The following is a 16,734-nucleotide window of genomic DNA, read 5'->3' as shown; positions in this document are numbered from 1 at the left end:
CGCGGGTCCGCACGCGGCCGGATCGTGTTGCAGAGGGCTTCCGCCGCCCTGCGGGGGTTCGCTGCGAGAGCCTTTAGGGAGCCGGTCAAAATCGCCGCAGGGGCGAACGGGTGTCGCGCGGAGGGGTTGTAGGCCTCTCCTCGAGGTTCACTCTCATGTTCCGACAATCCGCTCTCGACGGCCGGGCTTCCGTGCAGCCTGCGGCCCGCCCACCCCGCGTCCTGGTCGCCGAAAGCGAGCCGCCGGACGCACGGCAGAGGCGCCGGAAAAGCGTGGGCCGCTCGTCCGGAGAGTCTTTCGCAGAGACGCTGGAGCAGATCGCGCCGGGCCTACAAATCCTGCGCGTGTCGCCCGTCGAAGGGGATGCAGATCTACCGTCGGGCACCAGCCTGGACGCGTTCGACGCGGTGTTCCTGACGGGATCGCCGCTGCACCTCTACGAAGATACGCCTCCGGTCCGCAGGCAGGTCGCCTTCATGCGGGCCGTGTTCGAGGCCGGCACTCCGGCCTTCGGCTCCTGCGCCGGGCTGCAGGTCGCAACTGTCGCGGCCGGAGGTGCGGTGCGCCCCTGCGCCAAGGGAAGGGAAGCCGGCTTCGCTCGCCGGATCTCCTCGACCGATGCGGGCCGCGATCATCCTCTGCTCGCAGGGCGTCCTGCCGCTTACGACGCCCTTGCTATCCATACCGACGAGGTCGAGACGCTTCCTCCCGGAGCCCTGCATCTTGCTACCAGCGAAGCCTGTACTGTCCAGGCCGCCGAGATCCGCATGGGCAAGGAAGGCCTGTTCTGGGGTGTGCAATATCATCCTGAACTCGACCTCGAGCAGATCGCCATGGCCATGGTCAGGGATGCCGACGAAATCGTCGGCGAAGGACTGGCCTCGACGACAGGGGAGGTGGAGCGTTATGCCGGCGACTTCAGGCTCCTTCACGAGGATCCGTCGCTGTGCCCGGTTGCATGGCGGATCGGCGCCGATCGCCAGGTGCTGGATCCCGTACTGCGGCGGACGGAGCTGACGAACTTCTTCCAGCGCTGCGTTCTCCCGCGGATGGCGGAGCGGAGATGACGCCGCTCGCGGAAGCCCGCATCGAATTAAGACCGGACCGCCTGGGGCGGAAGGGCCAGTCGATGACACCCGCGCAGAAAAGGCTCGCCCAGACCAGCACAGGCTGCAGGGCAAGCCGCGGGGCGTGATACCACCACTGCGTCGGCAGGCCGGGCACCTGGATGCCCTCGACGGCATGTCGGATGTTGGCGGGAAAGACGCACACCGCGTAGAGCGCCAGCATGATCCCGGCGAGCCTGCGCAGCCGCGGCACGAGAAGTCCGGCTGCGCCCGCGAACTCGCAGACACCGGTGGCCAGCACGACCTCCCTGGGAAATGGAACCCAGAGAGGGACGATCGGCAAGAACGCGTCGGGCGATCTCAGGTGGAGGACACCCGCCGCCGTGTAGAAGACGACGAACGCCAGCCTCATCGCCATGCGCGTTCTTGGGTAAGCGTCCGGGTCGTTTGCCATGGCGTGACTACGTGCGCCGCCGGGTCGAGGTTTCAGGCCGGCGGGTAGACCTTGGCCGGCGCGGATCCTCGCACACCGGGCCATTGACGCGGAATGCGGCTTGCTGATCTCTGCGGCGGCAGGTCGCCGCAACGTCCAGCAACTGTCGGCGATCGAGCGCATGCGCCACATTGAGCAACTCAAGCTCAAGCTGCATTATGCTAGCCGGGGCCTCAGCGTTGGCCCGCGGAGGACGACATGATCACGAAGCGTGACCTTCTGCTCACAGCGGCCGCCGGCGCCTTGATGAGCCCGGTCCTTGCCGCCTCCGCCACTGCTGGCCTCTCCAGCCGGCCCGGCTTCTTCAAGGCCAAGCACATCGCCGAGGCAGGCTTCATCTATGGCCTGCCGCTCGTGATGTTCTACGCCATCATGTACGAGTACGCCGTCGACAGGAATTCAGGGCAGTTCAAGGCCCCGTTCAACGTGCTCTACAACGAAGCGCGGGTGTTCACGCCCGACGACACCGCCGTCATCACGCCCAACAGCGACACGCCCTACTCGTTCGGATCACTGGATCTGCGCGCGGAGCCGGTCGTGTTCACCGTGCGGGCTGTCGACCCCAAGCGTTACTACTCGCTGATGCTGTGCGACATGAACACGTACAATTTCGGCTATGTCGGCAGCCGGGCCACCGGCAGCGGGCCGGGCAGCTACATGGTGGTCGGGCCGGACTGGGAAGGCGCCACGCCGCCCGGCATCGGCAAGGTCTTCCGCTCCACCTCCGAGCTGGCGCTGGCGGGCTTCCGCACGCAGCTCTTCGACGCCGCCGACATCGAGAACGTCAAAAAGGTCCAGGCCGGCTACAGGCTGCAGACGCTGTCCGCCTTCCTCGGCACGCCGGCGCCGGCTCCTGCCCCGGAGCTCGCGTTCCCGAAGTTCGAAAAGGACCTCGTGAAGACGGACTTCTTCGAGTACCTCGATTTCGTCCTCTCGCTGATCCCCGAAATTCCGGTCGATGGCTGGATCCGCGGACAGCTCGCACGCATCGGCGTGGGACCGGGCAAGACCTTCGACTTCAAGTCCCTGTCCCTCGAGGACAAGGCCGAGATCCTGCTCGGCATGAAGGAGGGCCAGAAGAAGATTACCGACGCGCTCGATAACTTCGGCGCCAACATCAATCACTGGCGCGTCGGATCAGCGTTCGGCGACGAGGCCTTCTTCCACGGCGACTGGCTGCTGAGGGCGGCTGCCGCGCAGGGCGGCATCCTCGGCAACGATGCCGTCGAAGCCATGTATCCGTTGGCCAAGACCGATTCCGACGGCCAGCCGCTCGACGGCTCCAAGGCCAGCTACACACTGACCTTCGCGCCGGGGCAGCAGCCGCCGGTCAACGCATTCTGGTCCGTGACCATGTATGACGGGAAGACTCAGCTGCTGGTGAAGAACCCCATCAACCGGTACCTGATCAACTCGCCGATGCTGCCCGGGATGAAGCTCGGCGCCGACGGTTCGCTGACCATCTACATTTCCAAGACGTCGCCGGGGGCGGACAAGGAAGCCAACTGGCTGCCCGCGCCGGACGGCCCGATCTACCTCGTCATGCGCCTCTACTGGCCGAAGGAGACCCCGCCGTCGATCCTGCCGCCGGGGCAGGGCACCTGGCAGCCACCCGGGATCAAGCGCGTCTGAACCGCGGGATTAACGTTGGAAGCAGTGGGCGAACTCGCGCCCTCGAGCCGCGGCCAGCAACATCGGCTGCTATCCACTACCCCGGTATCTCCTCCATCCGCAGCAGTGTCCGCCGCAGCACCTCGAAGATGACGGCTGTGGACCAGCCGAAGAGGAGGATCCCGTTCATGGCCGTGAGCGGGCCGAGCCAGCGCCACTCGGGGACGGGAGTGATGTCGCCGTAGCCCAGCGTGGCGTAGTTCACGAAGGCGAAGTAGAGCAGGTCGGAGCCGGGAGGCGCGGCACCGACGAGCCAATAGACCAAGGCCCAGAACGCCACCTCGATCACGTGGACGAGCATGAGGGCGAGCACCGTCACGACCATGACGCGGGGAAGGAACAGGGGCCCGGGGTCTTTTCTCGCAGCCTGCTGCCGCGACAGGGCGATCACCGTGGACATGAACAGCGAATGCAGGACCACGGTGACGCAAGTGGCGCCGCCGGCGACGAGGATCTGGCGGATCATTCGCGTCTCTCGGTCGACGGCGTGATCTCCATTCCCGCCCGAGACGCGTCGGGCTCTGCACGCACTAGGAGCCGTGTCCGCTCGTACTGGGCAACCGCCGCACGCGCGTCGATGAACAGGCGGTCCGGTCCCAGCTTCTCGGCCAGTCCCGCCCGCCGCACGACCTCCTCGACGCCAGGGTTCAGGCCCGCCAGCCAGAACTCCGCGCCCATGTCCCTGGCCAGCCGTTCACCGTCGGCAAGACCGAGGAGGGCCGAGTATTCCACGTCGGGGACGCGGCTGAGGTCGAGCACGAGCACTTTGGGCTTGTGCTGGCCCAGAAGGTCCTGCACGCGGTCGGCGACGTTCTGGGCGTTGATGAAGAAGAGCCGTCCCTCCGGCCTGACCAGGAGCAGGCCCTCGATCGCTTCGTCGCCCTCGCTTCCCGGTCCTTGCGGCCGCAGCGTGTCGGATCCCGGCAGCCGCCGCAGGAGTGAGATGCGCGGCTGGGCGGTCTGCGCGGCGAGGCCGACCAGCGACATGACGATGGCGACCACGATCCCCTGCAGCGTGCCGAAGACGAGAACGCCCAGTGCCGCCGCCACCGCCCAGTAGAACTCCATCCGCCGCACCCGCAGGATGGCGGCGAACTCGTCCGGCCTGATCAGCGGGGCCGAGTAGACCATGACAATCGCCGCGAGCGCGGCGGACGGGAGCAGCCCCAGCACCGGCGCGAGAAGCAGCATGGTGGCGAGAGCCGCCGCGGCGGTGACGAGACCTGCGACCTGCGTTCGGCCGCCAGCCGCGCGCACGACCCCGGTCTGCGACGTGCCCCCGCCCGCCGGCATGGCGCCGAACAATCCTCCGGCGACGTTCGCCAGCCCGGTCGCCACCAGTTCCCGGCCTGGCTTGATCGGCGGTTCGCCTGCCCCGGCAAAGGCCCGCCCGGCGGCGATCGTCTCGGTGAAGCTCATCAAGGCCAGCCCCAGCGCGCCCGGGATGAGCGCCTGGATCAGGTCCGGATCCGGAATGACGAGCGAGGGCAGGTCGCGTGGAATGTGGCCGACGACGGCAACGCCATGGTCCTGGAGGTTCAAGAGCCACGTCGCCGCGATGACGATCGCCACGATGACGAGCGGTGCGGGCGAGTGTGGCCGCATTTTCTCGAGCAGAACCAGCGCGGCGATCGTGGCCCCGCCCACCACGATCGTGGGCATCGAGAGGTGCGGCAGTTCCCGCACGATCGACAGGGCATCCGCCAAGAAAGAATGCTTTTCGATGTGGATGCCGAAAAGCTTGGGGGCCTGGTCGAGCAGGATGACGAGACCAATGCCCGCCTTGAAGCCGGTCAGGACGGGAGAGGAGATGAAGTTGGCGAGAAACCCGAGCCGCAGGACGCGGGCGATGAGAAGCGCGGCGCCTACGAGGACGGTCAGGGTCGCGGTCGCGACCGCGAGGCGCACGGGATCTCCGTCCGGCACGACGCTGCCGAGCTGCGTCCCGGTCAGGATGGCGAGGGTTGTCGTCGAGCTGACGCTCAGCACGCGAGACGTGCCGAGAAGGCCGTAGATCACGCCGGGCACGAAGGCCGTGTAGAGCCCGACCTGCACGGGAAGACCGGCGACCGTGGCGTAGGCCATCGCCTTGGGCAACACGACCGCGGCGGCCGTCAGCCCGGCGATGAGATCGTACCGGCCAACGCGACCCATCTGCATTCTCCGCGGCGAACCCGTGACTCTGGCTGAAACGGCGCCTTCAGCGACCCAGGAGTGACCGATGCGGCTAGGGCTCCAGCATCGAGGCTCTGGCGGTAGGAACGGGCACTCCCGCCAGGGTGAGCGCGTTCCGGATACGCTCCACGGCCGCAGGCGCGAAGTTCCGCTTCCTCATTTCCGCATCGAAATGGGAAGCGAAGCCGGGGCGGGTCCGCATCACGACCTCTCCCTCGCGACGCGCGTCGTCAAGCCTTCCGGCTTGCGCGTACACGAGAGCCGCGACGATGTGGTAGCCGGAGTACCGCGACAGGTTCGAGGCCTCGATCTCGTTCACGGCCTGCTCTGTCCGGCCCTCGGTGAAGGAAATCAGGGCCAGATTACCCATGTAGTACCCGGAATTCCCCGGATTGAGCGTCATGGCCTTCATCAGCAAATCCCTGCCGCGCGCGGGATCTCCGGCCTGGGCTATGCGCGCCCCGAGTTCGCTCAGCAGTTCTGGATCGTTCGGATTGATCGCGAGAGCCTTCTCCCCCGCCGCTAGCCCCTCGTCAGGCCGGCCGGCGAAATAAAGGGCCAGCGACAGGGCCTGGAGCGCGCGGACGTCGTCGGGATCGGCGGCGACAGCCTTGCGGCCGGCATCGAGGGCTCCCTGCAGTCCCTTCTGCCCCGGCCCGGAGGGATAACCGCCCCGGTCCTCGTCCAGATAGATCATGGACAGCATCCCCCAGCCCGTGGCGAAGGTCGGGATGCGCGACACCAGCTGCTCGAGGCAGTCACGGGCAGCGGCGTGGCTCTCCCGCGAGAGTTCGATCCGGTAGTTGTAGTACTGGAGCGTGCAGCGATAACCGGCCCAGTCCAGCGTTCCCCGCCCGGCGAACTGCCCGGTGTCGTGGCGGAAGATGATGCCGTAGGGCTGGCCGATCTTGCTCGCCAGCGTCTGGGCGACCTCGATCTGGAGATTTGACGCGTCCGAAACGGGCCTGTCGTCGAAATGGTCGAGCCAGATCACCGCACCGGACTTCGTGTCCACCAGCCTCGCCACGACGCTGATGCGGTCGCCGTTCAGCCGGACGCTGCCTTCCACGAGGTAGCGGACGCCAAACTGCGACCGCAGGCGATCGAGGTCGAACTCGCGCTGCGCCCAGCGGGATGTCTCGCGGCCCATCACCCGCAACTCGCCGAAAGCGGCGAGCCGGTCGATGAGCTCGTCGGACACGCCGGAGGCCAGCGCCTGGCTCGCGCTGTCCTTCGCATCGGCCGAGAACGGCAACACGACGACCGTGGGGACCGCGACCTCTGCCGGCGGGCTTGTCAGCCACCGGGCCACCCATCCCCCCGTCGCCGCGAGAACCAGCGCGCCGGCAACGAAGGCCGCGCCGAGGCGCTTGGCTCTCGGGCGCGGGACCGCGCTCGTGACGGGCACGCTTGCGGCCGTGGAAGGTGCGCTGGCCTCGGGAGCGCGCCAGGTGAAGTGAGGAGTATAGCCGCCCTTCGGCACAGTCACCTGGACCGGGTCGTCCCTTCCCTGCGTCAGATAGTAGTGCTCGAGCATCCGCCGGAGTCGCCCCGCCTCGATCCGCACGATCGGGTCGGCCTGCGAGTCGAAGCTTTCGCGCCGCTCGAAGACGCCGAGGGCGATGGTATAGGCCTTGAGCCGGTCCCCCCGCCCTGCGAGCGTCTCCTCCGTGATGAAGCGGAGGAACCGTGTCAGGCGTGCCGACGGAGCGAACTCCGGGCCGCTGCAGATGCGCTCGATCTGGGCCCAGATCGCGCCTTCGCAAGGCTCCGCGGCTTCATCCCGGGCCTCCGGCTGGGCCGCGGGTTCAGGCCGGGACAGACGGATCGACGCGGTTTCGAACCAATCAATGACGCTCATGATGACCGCAGTAAAGTTGCAGGCGTCAACGTCGTCAATGCGTCAGGTCAATAGAATTTTTGCACGTTGAGCAAAATTAAATCGCGTCCAGACAGGTCAACACAGGGTCCATGTATTCAGGGCGTTTGCCTTCGCAAATATCATGGTGGACCCCGGTGGCGCGTGTTTCGCGGCCCTCACGCGGCAGGATGCGAGGGGCGTGAGCAACATGCCGTTGAGTGTCTGGCCCGCATTAAGCCCCTCCACGTTTTCCCAGCATGAGGGACGGGCCGGCCGGACAAGGCGGCCGGCCCGGGTTGCCACGCGATGCCTCGCCCGGCAGAGCCTATTTCGATGCCGCTGCCTGCACCTTTTCCATCACGCGCCGGCATGCCTTGCCGAGCTGCGATTCGTTGGCGGCGAGGCACCTCAGGATTCCGCCGCCGCCCGGCTCGACGTTGGAGCAATGCTTCTCGGCATCGGCAGAGCAGGCGTCGGCGGCCATCTCCAGGCGGTCCAGCGCACGGTGCAGGTTCCGGGAGGCCTCGAACAGCGCGTAGTCGCATTTCGGGCTCAGCTTGTCCTCGTGTGCCTGCATGCACAGGATGATGTTGCCGCCGCCCGGCGTGACCTGCCCGCAATACTTGGCGACGTCATCGCCGCAGGCAGAGCGGACCTTCTCCACGCCCTGCTGGATCCGCGCCTCGAGCTTTCCCTGTGCGGAGGCTGGCCCGCTTGCCAGCGCCAGAAGGGCTCCTGCCGACAAGGCCGCGATCAGCTTCATGGTCATGGCGTCTTCTCCTGAGTTTGCGCACTGCGCGCGGTTTGCCTCGGGAAACCCCGGCGGCACTCCAGATGCCGCCCGGATCGAGCCTGCGGACGGACGGGCCGGCTCGGCCGTCCCCGGACCCGCAGCGCTCTGCACGCTGGACCGTCCCGCAAGCCGCGAAAGCAAGGGCGTCTCCCACCCCTGCCGGGCTCATGGAGCAGGCTATGCGCGGGACGGGCTGCGCAGGAGTGCGAACACGTAAGTTACCGTAGCCGAGGGAACAGTCGTGGCCGATTGCGGTCGATTTCGCCCATGATCGCGAAGCGCGATGAACGCGCGGGCCGGATGACTGGACGCTGATGGTCGATGTGACGCGCAGCGGACTGAAGAGCCCGAAAGCCGCAGGCATTGCCGGCGTGCTCTTCGCCGTGCTCCTGCTGACCGCGCTGGCCCTGATCCTCCAGACCGTTCAGGTGCGGCCGACCGACCCGGGAGCCTGGCTCGTCGAGGATGCCTGGCGCGTGCGGCTGGCCATCAACCTCATCCCGTTCGCGGGCGTCTCGTTCCTGTGGTTCGTCGGCGTGCTCAGGGACCGGCTCGGCCCGGCCGAGGACCGGCTGTTCTCGACCGTGTTCCTCGGCAGCGGCCTGCTCTTCGTCGGAATGCTGTTCGTCTCCGCGTCGATCACCGGTGCGATCCTGGCGACGCACGCGGCCGAGCCCTCCCGCTTCGCGGGATCGGAGACGTTCGTGTTCGCCCGGTCGCTGGCCTACATGATCACCAGCGTCTACGCGGTGAAGATGGCGGCGGTCTTCACGTTCACCGCCTCGACCCTGATCTACCGCACGGGCGTGACCGCGCGCTGGACCGCGCTGGCCGGGTATGGATGCGGCCTCCTGCTGCTGTTCGTGACGCAGACACTTCCCTGGATCCTGATCCTCTTTCCGGGATGGGTGCTGGCCGTCAGCATCTGCATCCTCGTCGATTCCTACCGCCGCGGCGGGGCCACAACCGGCCCGGCTGTCGAGCCGCGGCCGTGAAGCCCGCCCGGATCCCCCAGGCAGTTTACCGTTTCATACCTCGTCGAACCTTCCCAAGGCCGCTCACCCCGGATGTCCTCTGACCGCGCAGGGAGAGCCGCAACATGGATCCGATCCGCACCACGACCTGGCAGGACCTGAAGGTCGGCGCGACAGCCTCCCTGCGTCCGACCTCGATGGCGGCAACATGCTGGACAAGGGGCTGACCGGCGGCGCGAGGGCGCGGCGCTCGGCGGCTGAACGGGAGAGGGCAATGGACTCCCTGATCCTGACACTCAACGCAGGCTCGTCCTCGCTGAAGTTCTCCGTCTTCGATGCGGGGGATCTGCCGGCGGGTGCTCTCGCCGCCGGCCAGGTCGAGGCGCTCACGACGACGCCGCGGTTGAAGGCCCGCCAAAGGACCGCCGGGGGCGACCTCGTCCACGACCGCGCGCTGACCAGCGCCGTCACCCATGCCGAGGCCGTCCGGGCCCTGCTGCGCTGGATGTTCGACGCCTACCCGCAATCAAGGCTGAAGGCGATCGGCCACCGCGTCGTCCATGGCGGGATCCAGTATGCCTCGCCCGTCATCGTCGACGACACGGTGCTGGTCTCGCTGCGGCGGCTGGAGCGGCTTGCGCCCCTGCACCAGCCGCACAACCTCGCCGGGATCGAGGCCGCGCGGGAGGCGTTCCCGTCGGCTTCCCAGGTCGCCTGCTTCGACACCGCCTTCCACCGCGGACACCCTTTCGTGTCCGACGCCTTTGCAATCCCGCGATCCTTGTATGACGAGGGCGTGCGGCGCTACGGCTTCCACGGCCTGTCCTACGAGTTCGTGGTGAGGCAGCTGCGCGAGGTGGCCCCTGCCGATGCGCGCGGCAACGTCGTCATCGCCCATCTCGGAAACGGGGCCTCGATGTGTGCTGTCCGCAACGGCGTTTCCCTGGCATCGACGATGGGCTTCACCGCGCTGGACGGGCTGCCGATGGGCACGCGCTGCGGCCAGCTCGACCCCGGCGTGCTGCTCTATCTGATGACGGAGCGTGGCATGAGCGCCGGCGACCTCACCGAGCTGCTCTACAAGCAGTCCGGCCTGAAGGGCCTTTCTGGCGTATCCAGCGACATGCGGGATCTCGAACGGTCGGAAGACCCGCGCGCCAGGGATGCAATCGCCTATTTCGTCGCGCGCATCCGCCATGAGCTCGGCGGCCTCGCCGTTCAGCTCGGCGGCCTCGACGCGATCGTCTTCACCGCCGGGATCGGGGAGAACTCGGCGCGGCTTCGCGAAGCCGTCCTGCAGGATCTCGACTGGCTTGGCATCGAGCTCGACCGCGCTGCCAACGTGTCCGGCGGCCCTCTGATCTCGACGCAGGAGAGCCCCGTTCGCGCCTATGTCCTGCGCACCGACGAGGAGCGGATGATCGCCGAGCACACGCTGGCCGTCATGCAATCGCCGCGCCCGCCAGTCCTGTCCGCCTGAACCCGACATATCGCCCAGGAGCACCAGCATGTCGTCGCAAGCAACGCCCACAAACGCGGCAACCCTCGGGGACGAAGGCTTCATGGCCGCCGCGGATCTCCGCGCCTACATGACCGAGATGTCCATGGCCAACGTCTCGCAGGAACTGCAGGCGATGGACAGGGCCGAAAAGGCCAGGGCCGAACTCATGAAGAGCCTCGCCGAACCGGTCAAGCTGACCCCGGAGTTCGTGTCGGCCCTGATCAAGCGCCTCACCTCCAGCATCCGCACCGCCGCGCTGCGCGGCGAGACCGAGATGATGGTGATGCGCTTCCCCAACCAGCTCTGCACGGACAAGGGGCGCGCCATCAACAATGCCGAAGAGGGCTGGCCGGACACCCTCACCGGGCGCCCGCGCCAGGCCTATGAGTTCTGGCGCGAACACCTCCGGCCGCAGGGCTACGGGCTGAGCTCGATGATCATCGAATGGCCCGGCGGCCTGCCGGGCGACGTGGGCCTGTTCCTGAACTGGAAATCGGCCAAGGCCTGAGACTGCGCGACGACAGATCCCCGGGGAGGGAGCCATGCTGGAGACCATGCCGAAGTCGATGAGCCGCAAGGCTTACGAGAAGGAGCTGCGTGCGCTTCATGTCGAGCTCGTCAAGCTGCAGGAATGGGCCAAGGCGACCGGCGCCAAGGTCTGCATCGTCTTCGAGGGCCGGGACGGTGCCGGCAAGGGCGGCACCATCAAGGCCATCACGGAACGGGTCAGCGCACGCACGTTCCGCGTCATCGCACTGCCCGCGCCGACGGAGCGCGAGAAGTCGCAGATGTTCATCCAGCGCTACCTCCCGCACCTCCCGGCGGCCGGGGAGATCGTGATCTTCGATCGGTCCTGGTACAACCGCGCCGGCGTCGACCGGGTGATGGGGTTCTGCACCGAGGAGCAGGCCAGGAAATTCCTGGAGACCACGCCGGCGGTCGAGAAGGCCATGGTGGAGTCCGGTGTCCTGCTGATCAAGTACTGGCTCGAGGTCGGGCCGGAGGAACAGCAAAAGCGCATGGAAGCCCGGATCAAGGACAAGCGGAAGATCTGGAAGCTGTCGCCCATGGACCTGGAATCCTACCGGCGCTGGTTCGATTATTCGCGTGCCCGGGACGAGATGTTCGCCGCGACCGACACCAGCTGGGCTCCGTGGTTTGCCGTGAGAACGGACGATAAGAAGCGCGGGCGGCTGAACATCATCACCCACCTGCTCGGGCGCATCCCCTACAAGGAGGTCGAGCGGGAGGCCGTGAAGCTGCCCAAGCGGCAGAAGGCGCATGGCTACGAGGAGCCGGCGTTCGCCCGCAACTGGGTTCCTGAACGGCATTAGCGGAGGCGTCCCCCATGCACCCCGCCGCTCCGCACACTCTCCCTGTCTTCGTCACCGCGCCCGAGGGGACGGACGTCCTGATGGTCGTCATGGCAATCGTCCTCCTCGTCGCAGTGCTCGGCGTCGGAACGATCTTCCTGCGCCTGCACACGCTGCCGGAGAGGCTGGCGCACAAGGGCCAGAAGCTGCAGTTCGAGATCGTGGCGGTTCTCGGCCTGATCGCGCTGTTCACCCACGAGCACATCTTCTGGGTGGCCGGGCTTCTGCTCGCGTTGATCGACCTGCCCGACTTCGGCGGACCGCTCGGGCGCATGGCGGGCTCGCTCGAGAAGATCGCCGGAATCGAGCCGGGGCAGGGGGATTCGGAGGCCGACGCCGCCGAGCAGTCCAAGCCCGATCACGTACACGCGGGGCATTGAGTGATGCTGGAATTGATGCTGTGCTCGCTCGTGACGCTGGTGCCGGACTATCTCTACCGGCGCTACGGCCAGGGCAAACGGATCGGCAAGGAGATCACGCTCTATTCGGTGTGGTTCGAGCTGCGCTGGGGCATCGTCACCTGCCTAATGCTGGCGGTGGCGCTGATCACCACGATCTTCTACTTCCATCCCGCCACGTCGAACGTGACGGCCCTGTTCCGCACGGTGCCGATCGTGCCCGAGCGCAACGGCAGGGTGGCGGAGATCTTCGTCGGGCTTTCCGACACCGTGAAGCAGGGCCAGCCTCTCTTCCGGCTCGACAGCCGGGAGCAGGAAGCCGCGGCGGACAGCGCCAGCAAGCGCATCGCCGAGGTGGACGCCTCGATGACCGTGGCGGAGTCCGACATCGCCGCCGCGGAGGGCCAGATCCAGCAGGCCCAGGCTGCGCTGCAGCAAGCGCAGGACGAGCTTGCAACGAAGCAGGAACTCTCACGCCGCAACGCGGACGTGGTGACCAAGCGCGAGCTGGAACGGCTTCAGGTGGCCGTGGATGGTCGCACGGGGGCTCTCGACGCGGCCAATGCGGCTCGCGATGCCGCGCGGGCCAGGCTGACCACCCTGCTGCCGGCGCAGAAGGCGAGCGCCGAGGCGGCGCTGGCGCAGGCCAAAGTCGATCTCGACAAGACCGTGATCCGCGCCGGCGTCTCCGGCCGCGTGGAGCAGTTCGCCCTTCGGGTCGGGGACATCGTCAATCCGTTCGCGCGGCCGGCCGGTGTGCTGATTCCCGAGAACTCCGGGCGAAAGTCCCTCGTTGCGGGCTTCGGCCAGATCGAGGCGCAGGTGATGCGCCCGGGCATGGTGGCGGAGGCGACGTGCGTCTCCAAGCCCTGGGTCATCATCCCCATGGTGGTGACGAACGTGCAGGACTATATCGCCGCCGGCCAGTTCCGCGGCGGCGAGCAGCTGGTGGACCTGCAGCAGTTCAACAAGCCCGGGACGATCCTCGTCTTCATGGAGCCGCTGTACGACGGCGGGCTCGATGGCGTGACGCCGGGCAGCAGCTGCGTGGCCAATGCCTATTCCAGCAATCACGACGAGATCGTGGATCCCAGGACAGGCACGATGCGCGGCATCGTCCTGCACGCCGCCGATGCCGTGGGGCTGGTGCACGCCATGCTGCTGCGCGTCCAGGCTCTGCTTCTGCCCATCCAGACGCTGGTCTTCAGCGGTGGTCATTGATGCCTGCCAAGGACAGGCGCGCGCACCTTGCGCGGGCGCTCAGCCGGTCAGGTTGCGCTTCAACGCGAAAGCCGCGCCGTCGGCGAGGCCGCCGGTCCCGGCCGGACTGCCGCCTGCCTTGATGGTCAGCTCGGTCAGGGCGCCGAGGATCTGGTCGTCCGTCACCGCGATGCCAGCCGCGTCAAAGTCCGAGCGGATCCTGCCGAAGACGTCGCTGCCGGCGGGGTCGGTTGCCGCCGCCGCGAACGCCTTGGAGTAGTCCTCTGCCTCGGTTCCCGAGAGGCCGAGCTTCCCGGCGGCCCATCTGCCGAGCAGCCTGTTGCGAAGGATCGTGCGCCCCGCCTCGTCCAAGCCGGCCATGACGTGCCTCCAGATCGACGACGTGCCATGCGGCGATCGAATCTTGCCGCGGCCCTCGCCAGTGCGGCACCCCGATCCCTGCCCATGGCAACCCCCGCCATCCTGCCACACCGTCCGGCATCTGTAATCGCGCCAATGCGCTTTGCCGCCCCTGTCATCCCCGGCGGACGGCGGATCCGGCCGGGAATGACGAGGGGGAGGATTGGACCGCGCTTCTCGAGACGCGCTTGCGGGCAAAGAGCGGGTCTGAAGACCCGCGCTCCGAGGGACCGCCACCGCCCTTGTCATCCCCGGCGGCCCGCAGGGCCGGGAAGGGGATCCAGAGGCTTTCTGGCGTGAAGTGCCCCACGGCCCCTGGGTTCCCTTCCCCTGCGCGCCTTCGGCGCTCCGGCCGGGAATGACGAGGTGGGAGGGTTGGACCGCGTCTCCAGACGCGCTTGCGGCACAAAGAGCGGGTCTGAAGACCCGCGCTCCGAGGGACCGCCACCGCCGTTGTCATCCCCGGCGGCCCGCAGGGCCGGGAAGGGGATCCAGAGTCCTCGAAACGGCTCATCCCACGGCGGGAATGACCAAGGGGGTGGACCGCGTTGTGCGTCCTACGCCACGGCGGCGATTGGCGAAGCGGCCGGCGCCTCGATTGCTGGCCAGCAGGGTTTGACCGGCGATGCCAGCGCCGGCCGGGCGAAGAAGTAGCCCTGCATGTACCTGACGCCGAGATCCTGAAGGGTCATCCACTCGCCCGCCGTTTCGACGCCTTCGCAGACGGCGGCAATGCCGAGGTCGCCGAGCATGCGCAACGCGTTGCGGACAATGGCCTGCTTTGCACGATCCCTGTCGATCGCGCGGATCAGGTTCATGTCGAGCTTGACGATGTCGGGCTGAAAGCGCGAGAGCAGCTCCAGCCCCGCATAACCGGCTCCGAAGTCGTCGATCGCCGTCAGGAAATTCATGGCGCGATACGCGACCAGGATGTTGAGCAGGTGCTCCGGGTTGATCTTCTCGACTTCCGTGAACTCGAAAATGATCTGGTCGAGCGGGAAGCCGACCTGCGAGGCCGTTGCGAGCGTCAGGCGGATGCAGGCCCTTGGGTCGTAAACGGCATTGGGGAGAAAGTTGATCGACAGCTTCTGGCCGTTGCTGGCAAGCCCGGCGTCGGCGGCAAGCCGTATCGCGGTGACCCGGCATTTCTGGTCGAAGGCGTAGCGGCTCTCGTCGTCGACGCGGGCGAGGACATGGCCGGCGCTCTCGCCGGCGGCCCCGCGCACGAGCGCCTCCTGGGCGAAAACGCTGCGGGTCTCGACGTCGACGATGGGCTGGAACGCCATCGTGATCGGCATGTCGAAAGCCAAACCGCCCCGGCAACCTTGGCATGCTGTCTGATGAGTCATGATGGAGCACCCGCCACTTGAACCCAAGTGACGCTCAACCCCTTAAAGGACGGTATTGGCGCTCGGGCTCGGCGTGCGAATTCTGCCCGGCGCATCCAGAAACCTGCCACGCCGGAGCAATCCGGGTGGAGCCGGCTGGGGTCCGGACCCGAAAACCCGCGTGATCCGGGAGTGCCGTTTACGAGTGATTAGACAACTATCCTAACGTGATCTTTGCAGCTCAATGGCAGAGAAAAGGGAGCTAAAGCGTAGCAACGTCCGGCGGGTGAGTTAAGCCGGAGCACTCCCGAGAACGGTGGTCATGCGCGTCGAAAACCTGTTCTGGAATGGGCAAGACGAGCGGCCGCTGGCCGCGCTTTCCTTCCTCCGCCCCGACCTTCTGCTCTATTTCGGGGAGCGCCGCCGGCTTTCGTCGCCCGATGTCTTCGCCAGGCTCCGGGCATCCTGCCCCGATGCGCTGATCGCCGGCTGTTCGACCGGCGGCCAGTTCCTGGACGGGGAGGTCGTCGACGACGACATCGCCTGCCTCGCCATGCGCTTCGACCACACGCGCCTCAAGCTTGCCCAGGCCGAGATCCAGTCGCAAGGCGCCTCCCGCGCGGCTGGAACCAGGCTCGCGCAGACGCTCCGCGCGGACGACCTGAAGGGCATCTTCGTCCTGTCGGATGGCCTCCACGTGAACGGCAGCGAACTCGTCGCCGGCTTTACCGACATCCTCGGCTCCGCCATCCCGGTCACGGGCGGCCTGGCCGGCGACGGCTCGGCGTTCGAGACCACGCTCGTCGGCGCGGATCAGGCGCCGCGCAGCCATGTCGTGGCGGCGATCGGCTTTTATGGCGCAGCGGTCCAGTTCGGGCATGGCAGTGCCGGCGGGTGGAACGTATTCGGACCCGTGCGCCGGATCACGCGCTCGCAGGGCAACGTCCTCTTCGAGCTCGACGGCGAGCCCGCGCTCGAGCTTTACGAGCGTTATCTCGGACCGGAAGCCGAAGGCCTTCCCGGGTCGGGCCTGCTGTTTCCGCTGCAGGTCTACGATGACGCCAATTCCGATCACAAGGTCGTTCGCACCATCCTGGCGATCGACCGCGAGCAGGGGTCGCTGACCTTCGCCGGCGACATGCCGAACGGATGGCGCGCCCAGCTCATGCGCGGCAACTTCAACCGGCTCGCCGACGGCGCCGCAGAGGCAGCCTCCCAGGCCGTGGCGGACGCGGCTCTCGAGCATCCCGAAGGCGAGGGGGTGGCGCTGATGGTGAGCTGCATCGGCCGGCGCCTCCTCATGGGTCAGAGAATCGGCGACGAGGTCGACGCCGCATCGTCGATGCTGGGGCCGGCCTATCGCAAGCTCGGCTTCTACGCCTATGGCGAGATCGCGCCGCATGCCACGTCGAACCGCTGCGAGCTCCACAACCAGACCATGACGATTACCACCATCCGCGAAATGGCCCGGGGCTACTGA

General features: G+C 67.3%; 15 protein-coding genes and 1 pseudogene. 9 read left to right on the top strand and 7 right to left on the bottom strand.

Going from position 1 to position 16,734, the window contains the following annotated elements:
• Nucleotides 1-155 precede the first annotated feature (155 nt).
• The gene (locus AC5JCN_RS09740; protein WP_495754831.1) at nt 156-1,067 is read left to right on the top strand and encodes a type 1 glutamine amidotransferase; all 912 of its coding nucleotides are present in this window, start codon (nt 156-158) and stop codon (nt 1,065-1,067) included.
• A gap of 31 nt (nt 1,068-1,098) precedes the next feature.
• On the opposite strand, the pseudogene AC5JCN_RS09735 reads toward AC5JCN_RS09740, so the two are convergent.
• Nucleotides 1,099-1,479: pseudogene (locus tag AC5JCN_RS09735) on the bottom strand (DoxX family protein); the annotation flags it as partial.
• Between the two features lie 279 nt (nt 1,480-1,758).
• On the opposite strand from AC5JCN_RS09735, the gene AC5JCN_RS09730 reads away from it, so the two are divergent.
• A complete protein-coding gene (locus tag AC5JCN_RS09730; RefSeq protein ID WP_495754830.1) occupies nt 1,759-3,192 on the top strand; it encodes a DUF1254 domain-containing protein in 1,434 nt (477 codons plus the stop codon).
• Nucleotides 3,193-3,268: 76 nt separating this feature from the next.
• Here AC5JCN_RS09730 and AC5JCN_RS09725 read toward each other — a convergent pair whose 3' ends face one another.
• The 4 genes from AC5JCN_RS09725 to AC5JCN_RS09710 form a co-directional block, all read right to left on the bottom strand.
• Nucleotides 3,269-3,697 carry a potassium channel family protein gene (locus tag AC5JCN_RS09725; RefSeq protein ID WP_495754829.1) on the bottom strand — a complete coding sequence of 143 codons (429 nt, stop codon included), beginning with the start codon at nt 3,695-3,697 and terminating at the stop codon, nt 3,269-3,271.
• Nucleotides 3,694-5,385: a SulP family inorganic anion transporter gene (locus AC5JCN_RS09720; protein ID WP_495754828.1), complete on the bottom strand. Its 1,692-nt coding sequence runs from the start codon at nt 5,383-5,385 to the stop codon at nt 3,694-3,696. The genes AC5JCN_RS09725 and AC5JCN_RS09720 overlap by 4 nt, the downstream gene beginning before the upstream one ends.
• A gap of 73 nt (nt 5,386-5,458) precedes the next feature.
• Complete coding sequence (locus AC5JCN_RS09715; RefSeq protein WP_495754827.1) at nt 5,459-7,267, bottom strand: adenylate cyclase; 1,809 nt, start codon at nt 7,265-7,267, stop codon at nt 5,459-5,461.
• 325 nt (nt 7,268-7,592) lie between these two features.
• Nucleotides 7,593-8,036, bottom strand: a complete 444-nt coding sequence (locus tag AC5JCN_RS09710) for a cysteine rich repeat-containing protein (protein WP_495754826.1) — start codon at nt 8,034-8,036, stop codon at nt 7,593-7,595.
• 338 nt (nt 8,037-8,374) lie between these two features.
• Here AC5JCN_RS09710 and AC5JCN_RS09705 point away from each other — a divergent pair, with 338 nt between their 5' ends.
• The 6 genes from AC5JCN_RS09705 to AC5JCN_RS09680 all read left to right on the top strand — a co-directional run bounded on the left by AC5JCN_RS09705 (nt 8,375) and on the right by AC5JCN_RS09680 (nt 13,527).
• Complete coding sequence (locus AC5JCN_RS09705; protein ID WP_495754825.1) at nt 8,375-9,055, top strand: hypothetical protein; 681 nt, start codon at nt 8,375-8,377, stop codon at nt 9,053-9,055.
• Nucleotides 9,056-9,308: 253 nt separating this feature from the next.
• Nucleotides 9,309-10,514 carry an acetate/propionate family kinase gene (locus AC5JCN_RS09700; RefSeq protein WP_495754824.1) on the top strand — a complete coding sequence of 402 codons (1,206 nt, stop codon included), beginning with the start codon at nt 9,309-9,311 and terminating at the stop codon, nt 10,512-10,514.
• A 28-nt stretch (nt 10,515-10,542) separates the two neighbouring features.
• Nucleotides 10,543-11,043 carry a hypothetical protein gene (locus AC5JCN_RS09695; protein ID WP_495754823.1) on the top strand — a complete coding sequence of 167 codons (501 nt, stop codon included), beginning with the start codon at nt 10,543-10,545 and terminating at the stop codon, nt 11,041-11,043.
• Between the two features lie 34 nt (nt 11,044-11,077).
• Nucleotides 11,078-11,869 carry a polyphosphate kinase 2 gene (gene ppk2, locus AC5JCN_RS09690; RefSeq protein ID WP_495754822.1) on the top strand — a complete coding sequence of 264 codons (792 nt, stop codon included), beginning with the start codon at nt 11,078-11,080 and terminating at the stop codon, nt 11,867-11,869.
• Nucleotides 11,870-11,883: 14 nt separating this feature from the next.
• Complete coding sequence (locus AC5JCN_RS09685) at nt 11,884-12,288, top strand: hypothetical protein (protein WP_495754821.1); 405 nt, start codon at nt 11,884-11,886, stop codon at nt 12,286-12,288.
• Nucleotides 12,289-12,291: 3 nt separating this feature from the next.
• On the top strand, nt 12,292-13,527 hold the full coding sequence (locus tag AC5JCN_RS09680; RefSeq protein WP_495754820.1) for an HlyD family secretion protein: 1,236 nt from the start codon (nt 12,292-12,294) through the stop codon (nt 13,525-13,527).
• Nucleotides 13,528-13,566: 39 nt separating this feature from the next.
• On the opposite strand, the gene AC5JCN_RS09675 is transcribed toward AC5JCN_RS09680, so the two are convergent.
• Complete coding sequence (locus AC5JCN_RS09675) at nt 13,567-13,887, bottom strand: ATPase inhibitor subunit zeta (protein ID WP_495754819.1); 321 nt, start codon at nt 13,885-13,887, stop codon at nt 13,567-13,569.
• 596 nt (nt 13,888-14,483) lie between these two features.
• Complete coding sequence (locus tag AC5JCN_RS09670; RefSeq protein WP_495754818.1) at nt 14,484-15,224, bottom strand: EAL domain-containing protein; 741 nt, start codon at nt 15,222-15,224, stop codon at nt 14,484-14,486.
• Between the two features lie 352 nt (nt 15,225-15,576).
• On the opposite strand from AC5JCN_RS09670, the gene AC5JCN_RS09665 reads away from it, so the two are divergent.
• Nucleotides 15,577-16,734: an FIST signal transduction protein gene (locus tag AC5JCN_RS09665; protein ID WP_495754817.1), complete on the top strand. Its 1,158-nt coding sequence runs from the start codon at nt 15,577-15,579 to the stop codon at nt 16,732-16,734.

The sequence above is a fragment of the Alsobacter sp. genome (assembly GCF_059501845.1).
This window is presented reverse-complemented; position numbering and strand designations above follow the sequence as displayed.

Excerpts from the sequence above, each read along its gene's own strand:
- AC5JCN_RS09710 (WP_495754826.1), bottom strand. The coding sequence starts at position 8,036 with ATGACCATGAAGCTGATCGCGGCCTTGTCGGCAGGAGCCCTTCTGGCG.
- AC5JCN_RS09705 (WP_495754825.1), top strand. The coding sequence starts at position 8,375 with ATGGTCGATGTGACGCGCAGCGGACTGAAGAGCCCGAAAGCCGCAGGC.
- AC5JCN_RS09730 (WP_495754830.1), top strand. The coding sequence starts at position 1,759 with ATGATCACGAAGCGTGACCTTCTGCTCACAGCGGCCGCCGGCGCCTTG.
- AC5JCN_RS09720 (WP_495754828.1), bottom strand. The coding sequence starts at position 5,385 with ATGGGTCGCGTTGGCCGGTACGATCTCATCGCCGGGCTGACGGCCGCC.
- AC5JCN_RS09700 (WP_495754824.1), top strand. The coding sequence starts at position 9,309 with ATGGACTCCCTGATCCTGACACTCAACGCAGGCTCGTCCTCGCTGAAG.
- ppk2 (WP_495754822.1), top strand. The coding sequence starts at position 11,078 with ATGCTGGAGACCATGCCGAAGTCGATGAGCCGCAAGGCTTACGAGAAG.
- AC5JCN_RS09670 (WP_495754818.1), bottom strand. The coding sequence starts at position 15,224 with ATGCCGATCACGATGGCGTTCCAGCCCATCGTCGACGTCGAGACCCGC.
- AC5JCN_RS09715 (WP_495754827.1), bottom strand. The coding sequence starts at position 7,267 with ATGAGCGTCATTGATTGGTTCGAAACCGCGTCGATCCGTCTGTCCCGG.
- AC5JCN_RS09665 (WP_495754817.1), top strand. The coding sequence starts at position 15,577 with ATGCGCGTCGAAAACCTGTTCTGGAATGGGCAAGACGAGCGGCCGCTG.
- AC5JCN_RS09680 (WP_495754820.1), top strand. The coding sequence starts at position 12,292 with ATGCTGGAATTGATGCTGTGCTCGCTCGTGACGCTGGTGCCGGACTAT.
- AC5JCN_RS09695 (WP_495754823.1), top strand. The coding sequence starts at position 10,543 with ATGTCGTCGCAAGCAACGCCCACAAACGCGGCAACCCTCGGGGACGAA.
- AC5JCN_RS09685 (WP_495754821.1), top strand. The coding sequence starts at position 11,884 with ATGCACCCCGCCGCTCCGCACACTCTCCCTGTCTTCGTCACCGCGCCC.
- AC5JCN_RS09725 (WP_495754829.1), bottom strand. The coding sequence starts at position 3,697 with ATGATCCGCCAGATCCTCGTCGCCGGCGGCGCCACTTGCGTCACCGTG.
- AC5JCN_RS09740 (WP_495754831.1), top strand. The coding sequence starts at position 156 with ATGTTCCGACAATCCGCTCTCGACGGCCGGGCTTCCGTGCAGCCTGCG.
- AC5JCN_RS09675 (WP_495754819.1), bottom strand. The coding sequence starts at position 13,887 with ATGGCCGGCTTGGACGAGGCGGGGCGCACGATCCTTCGCAACAGGCTG.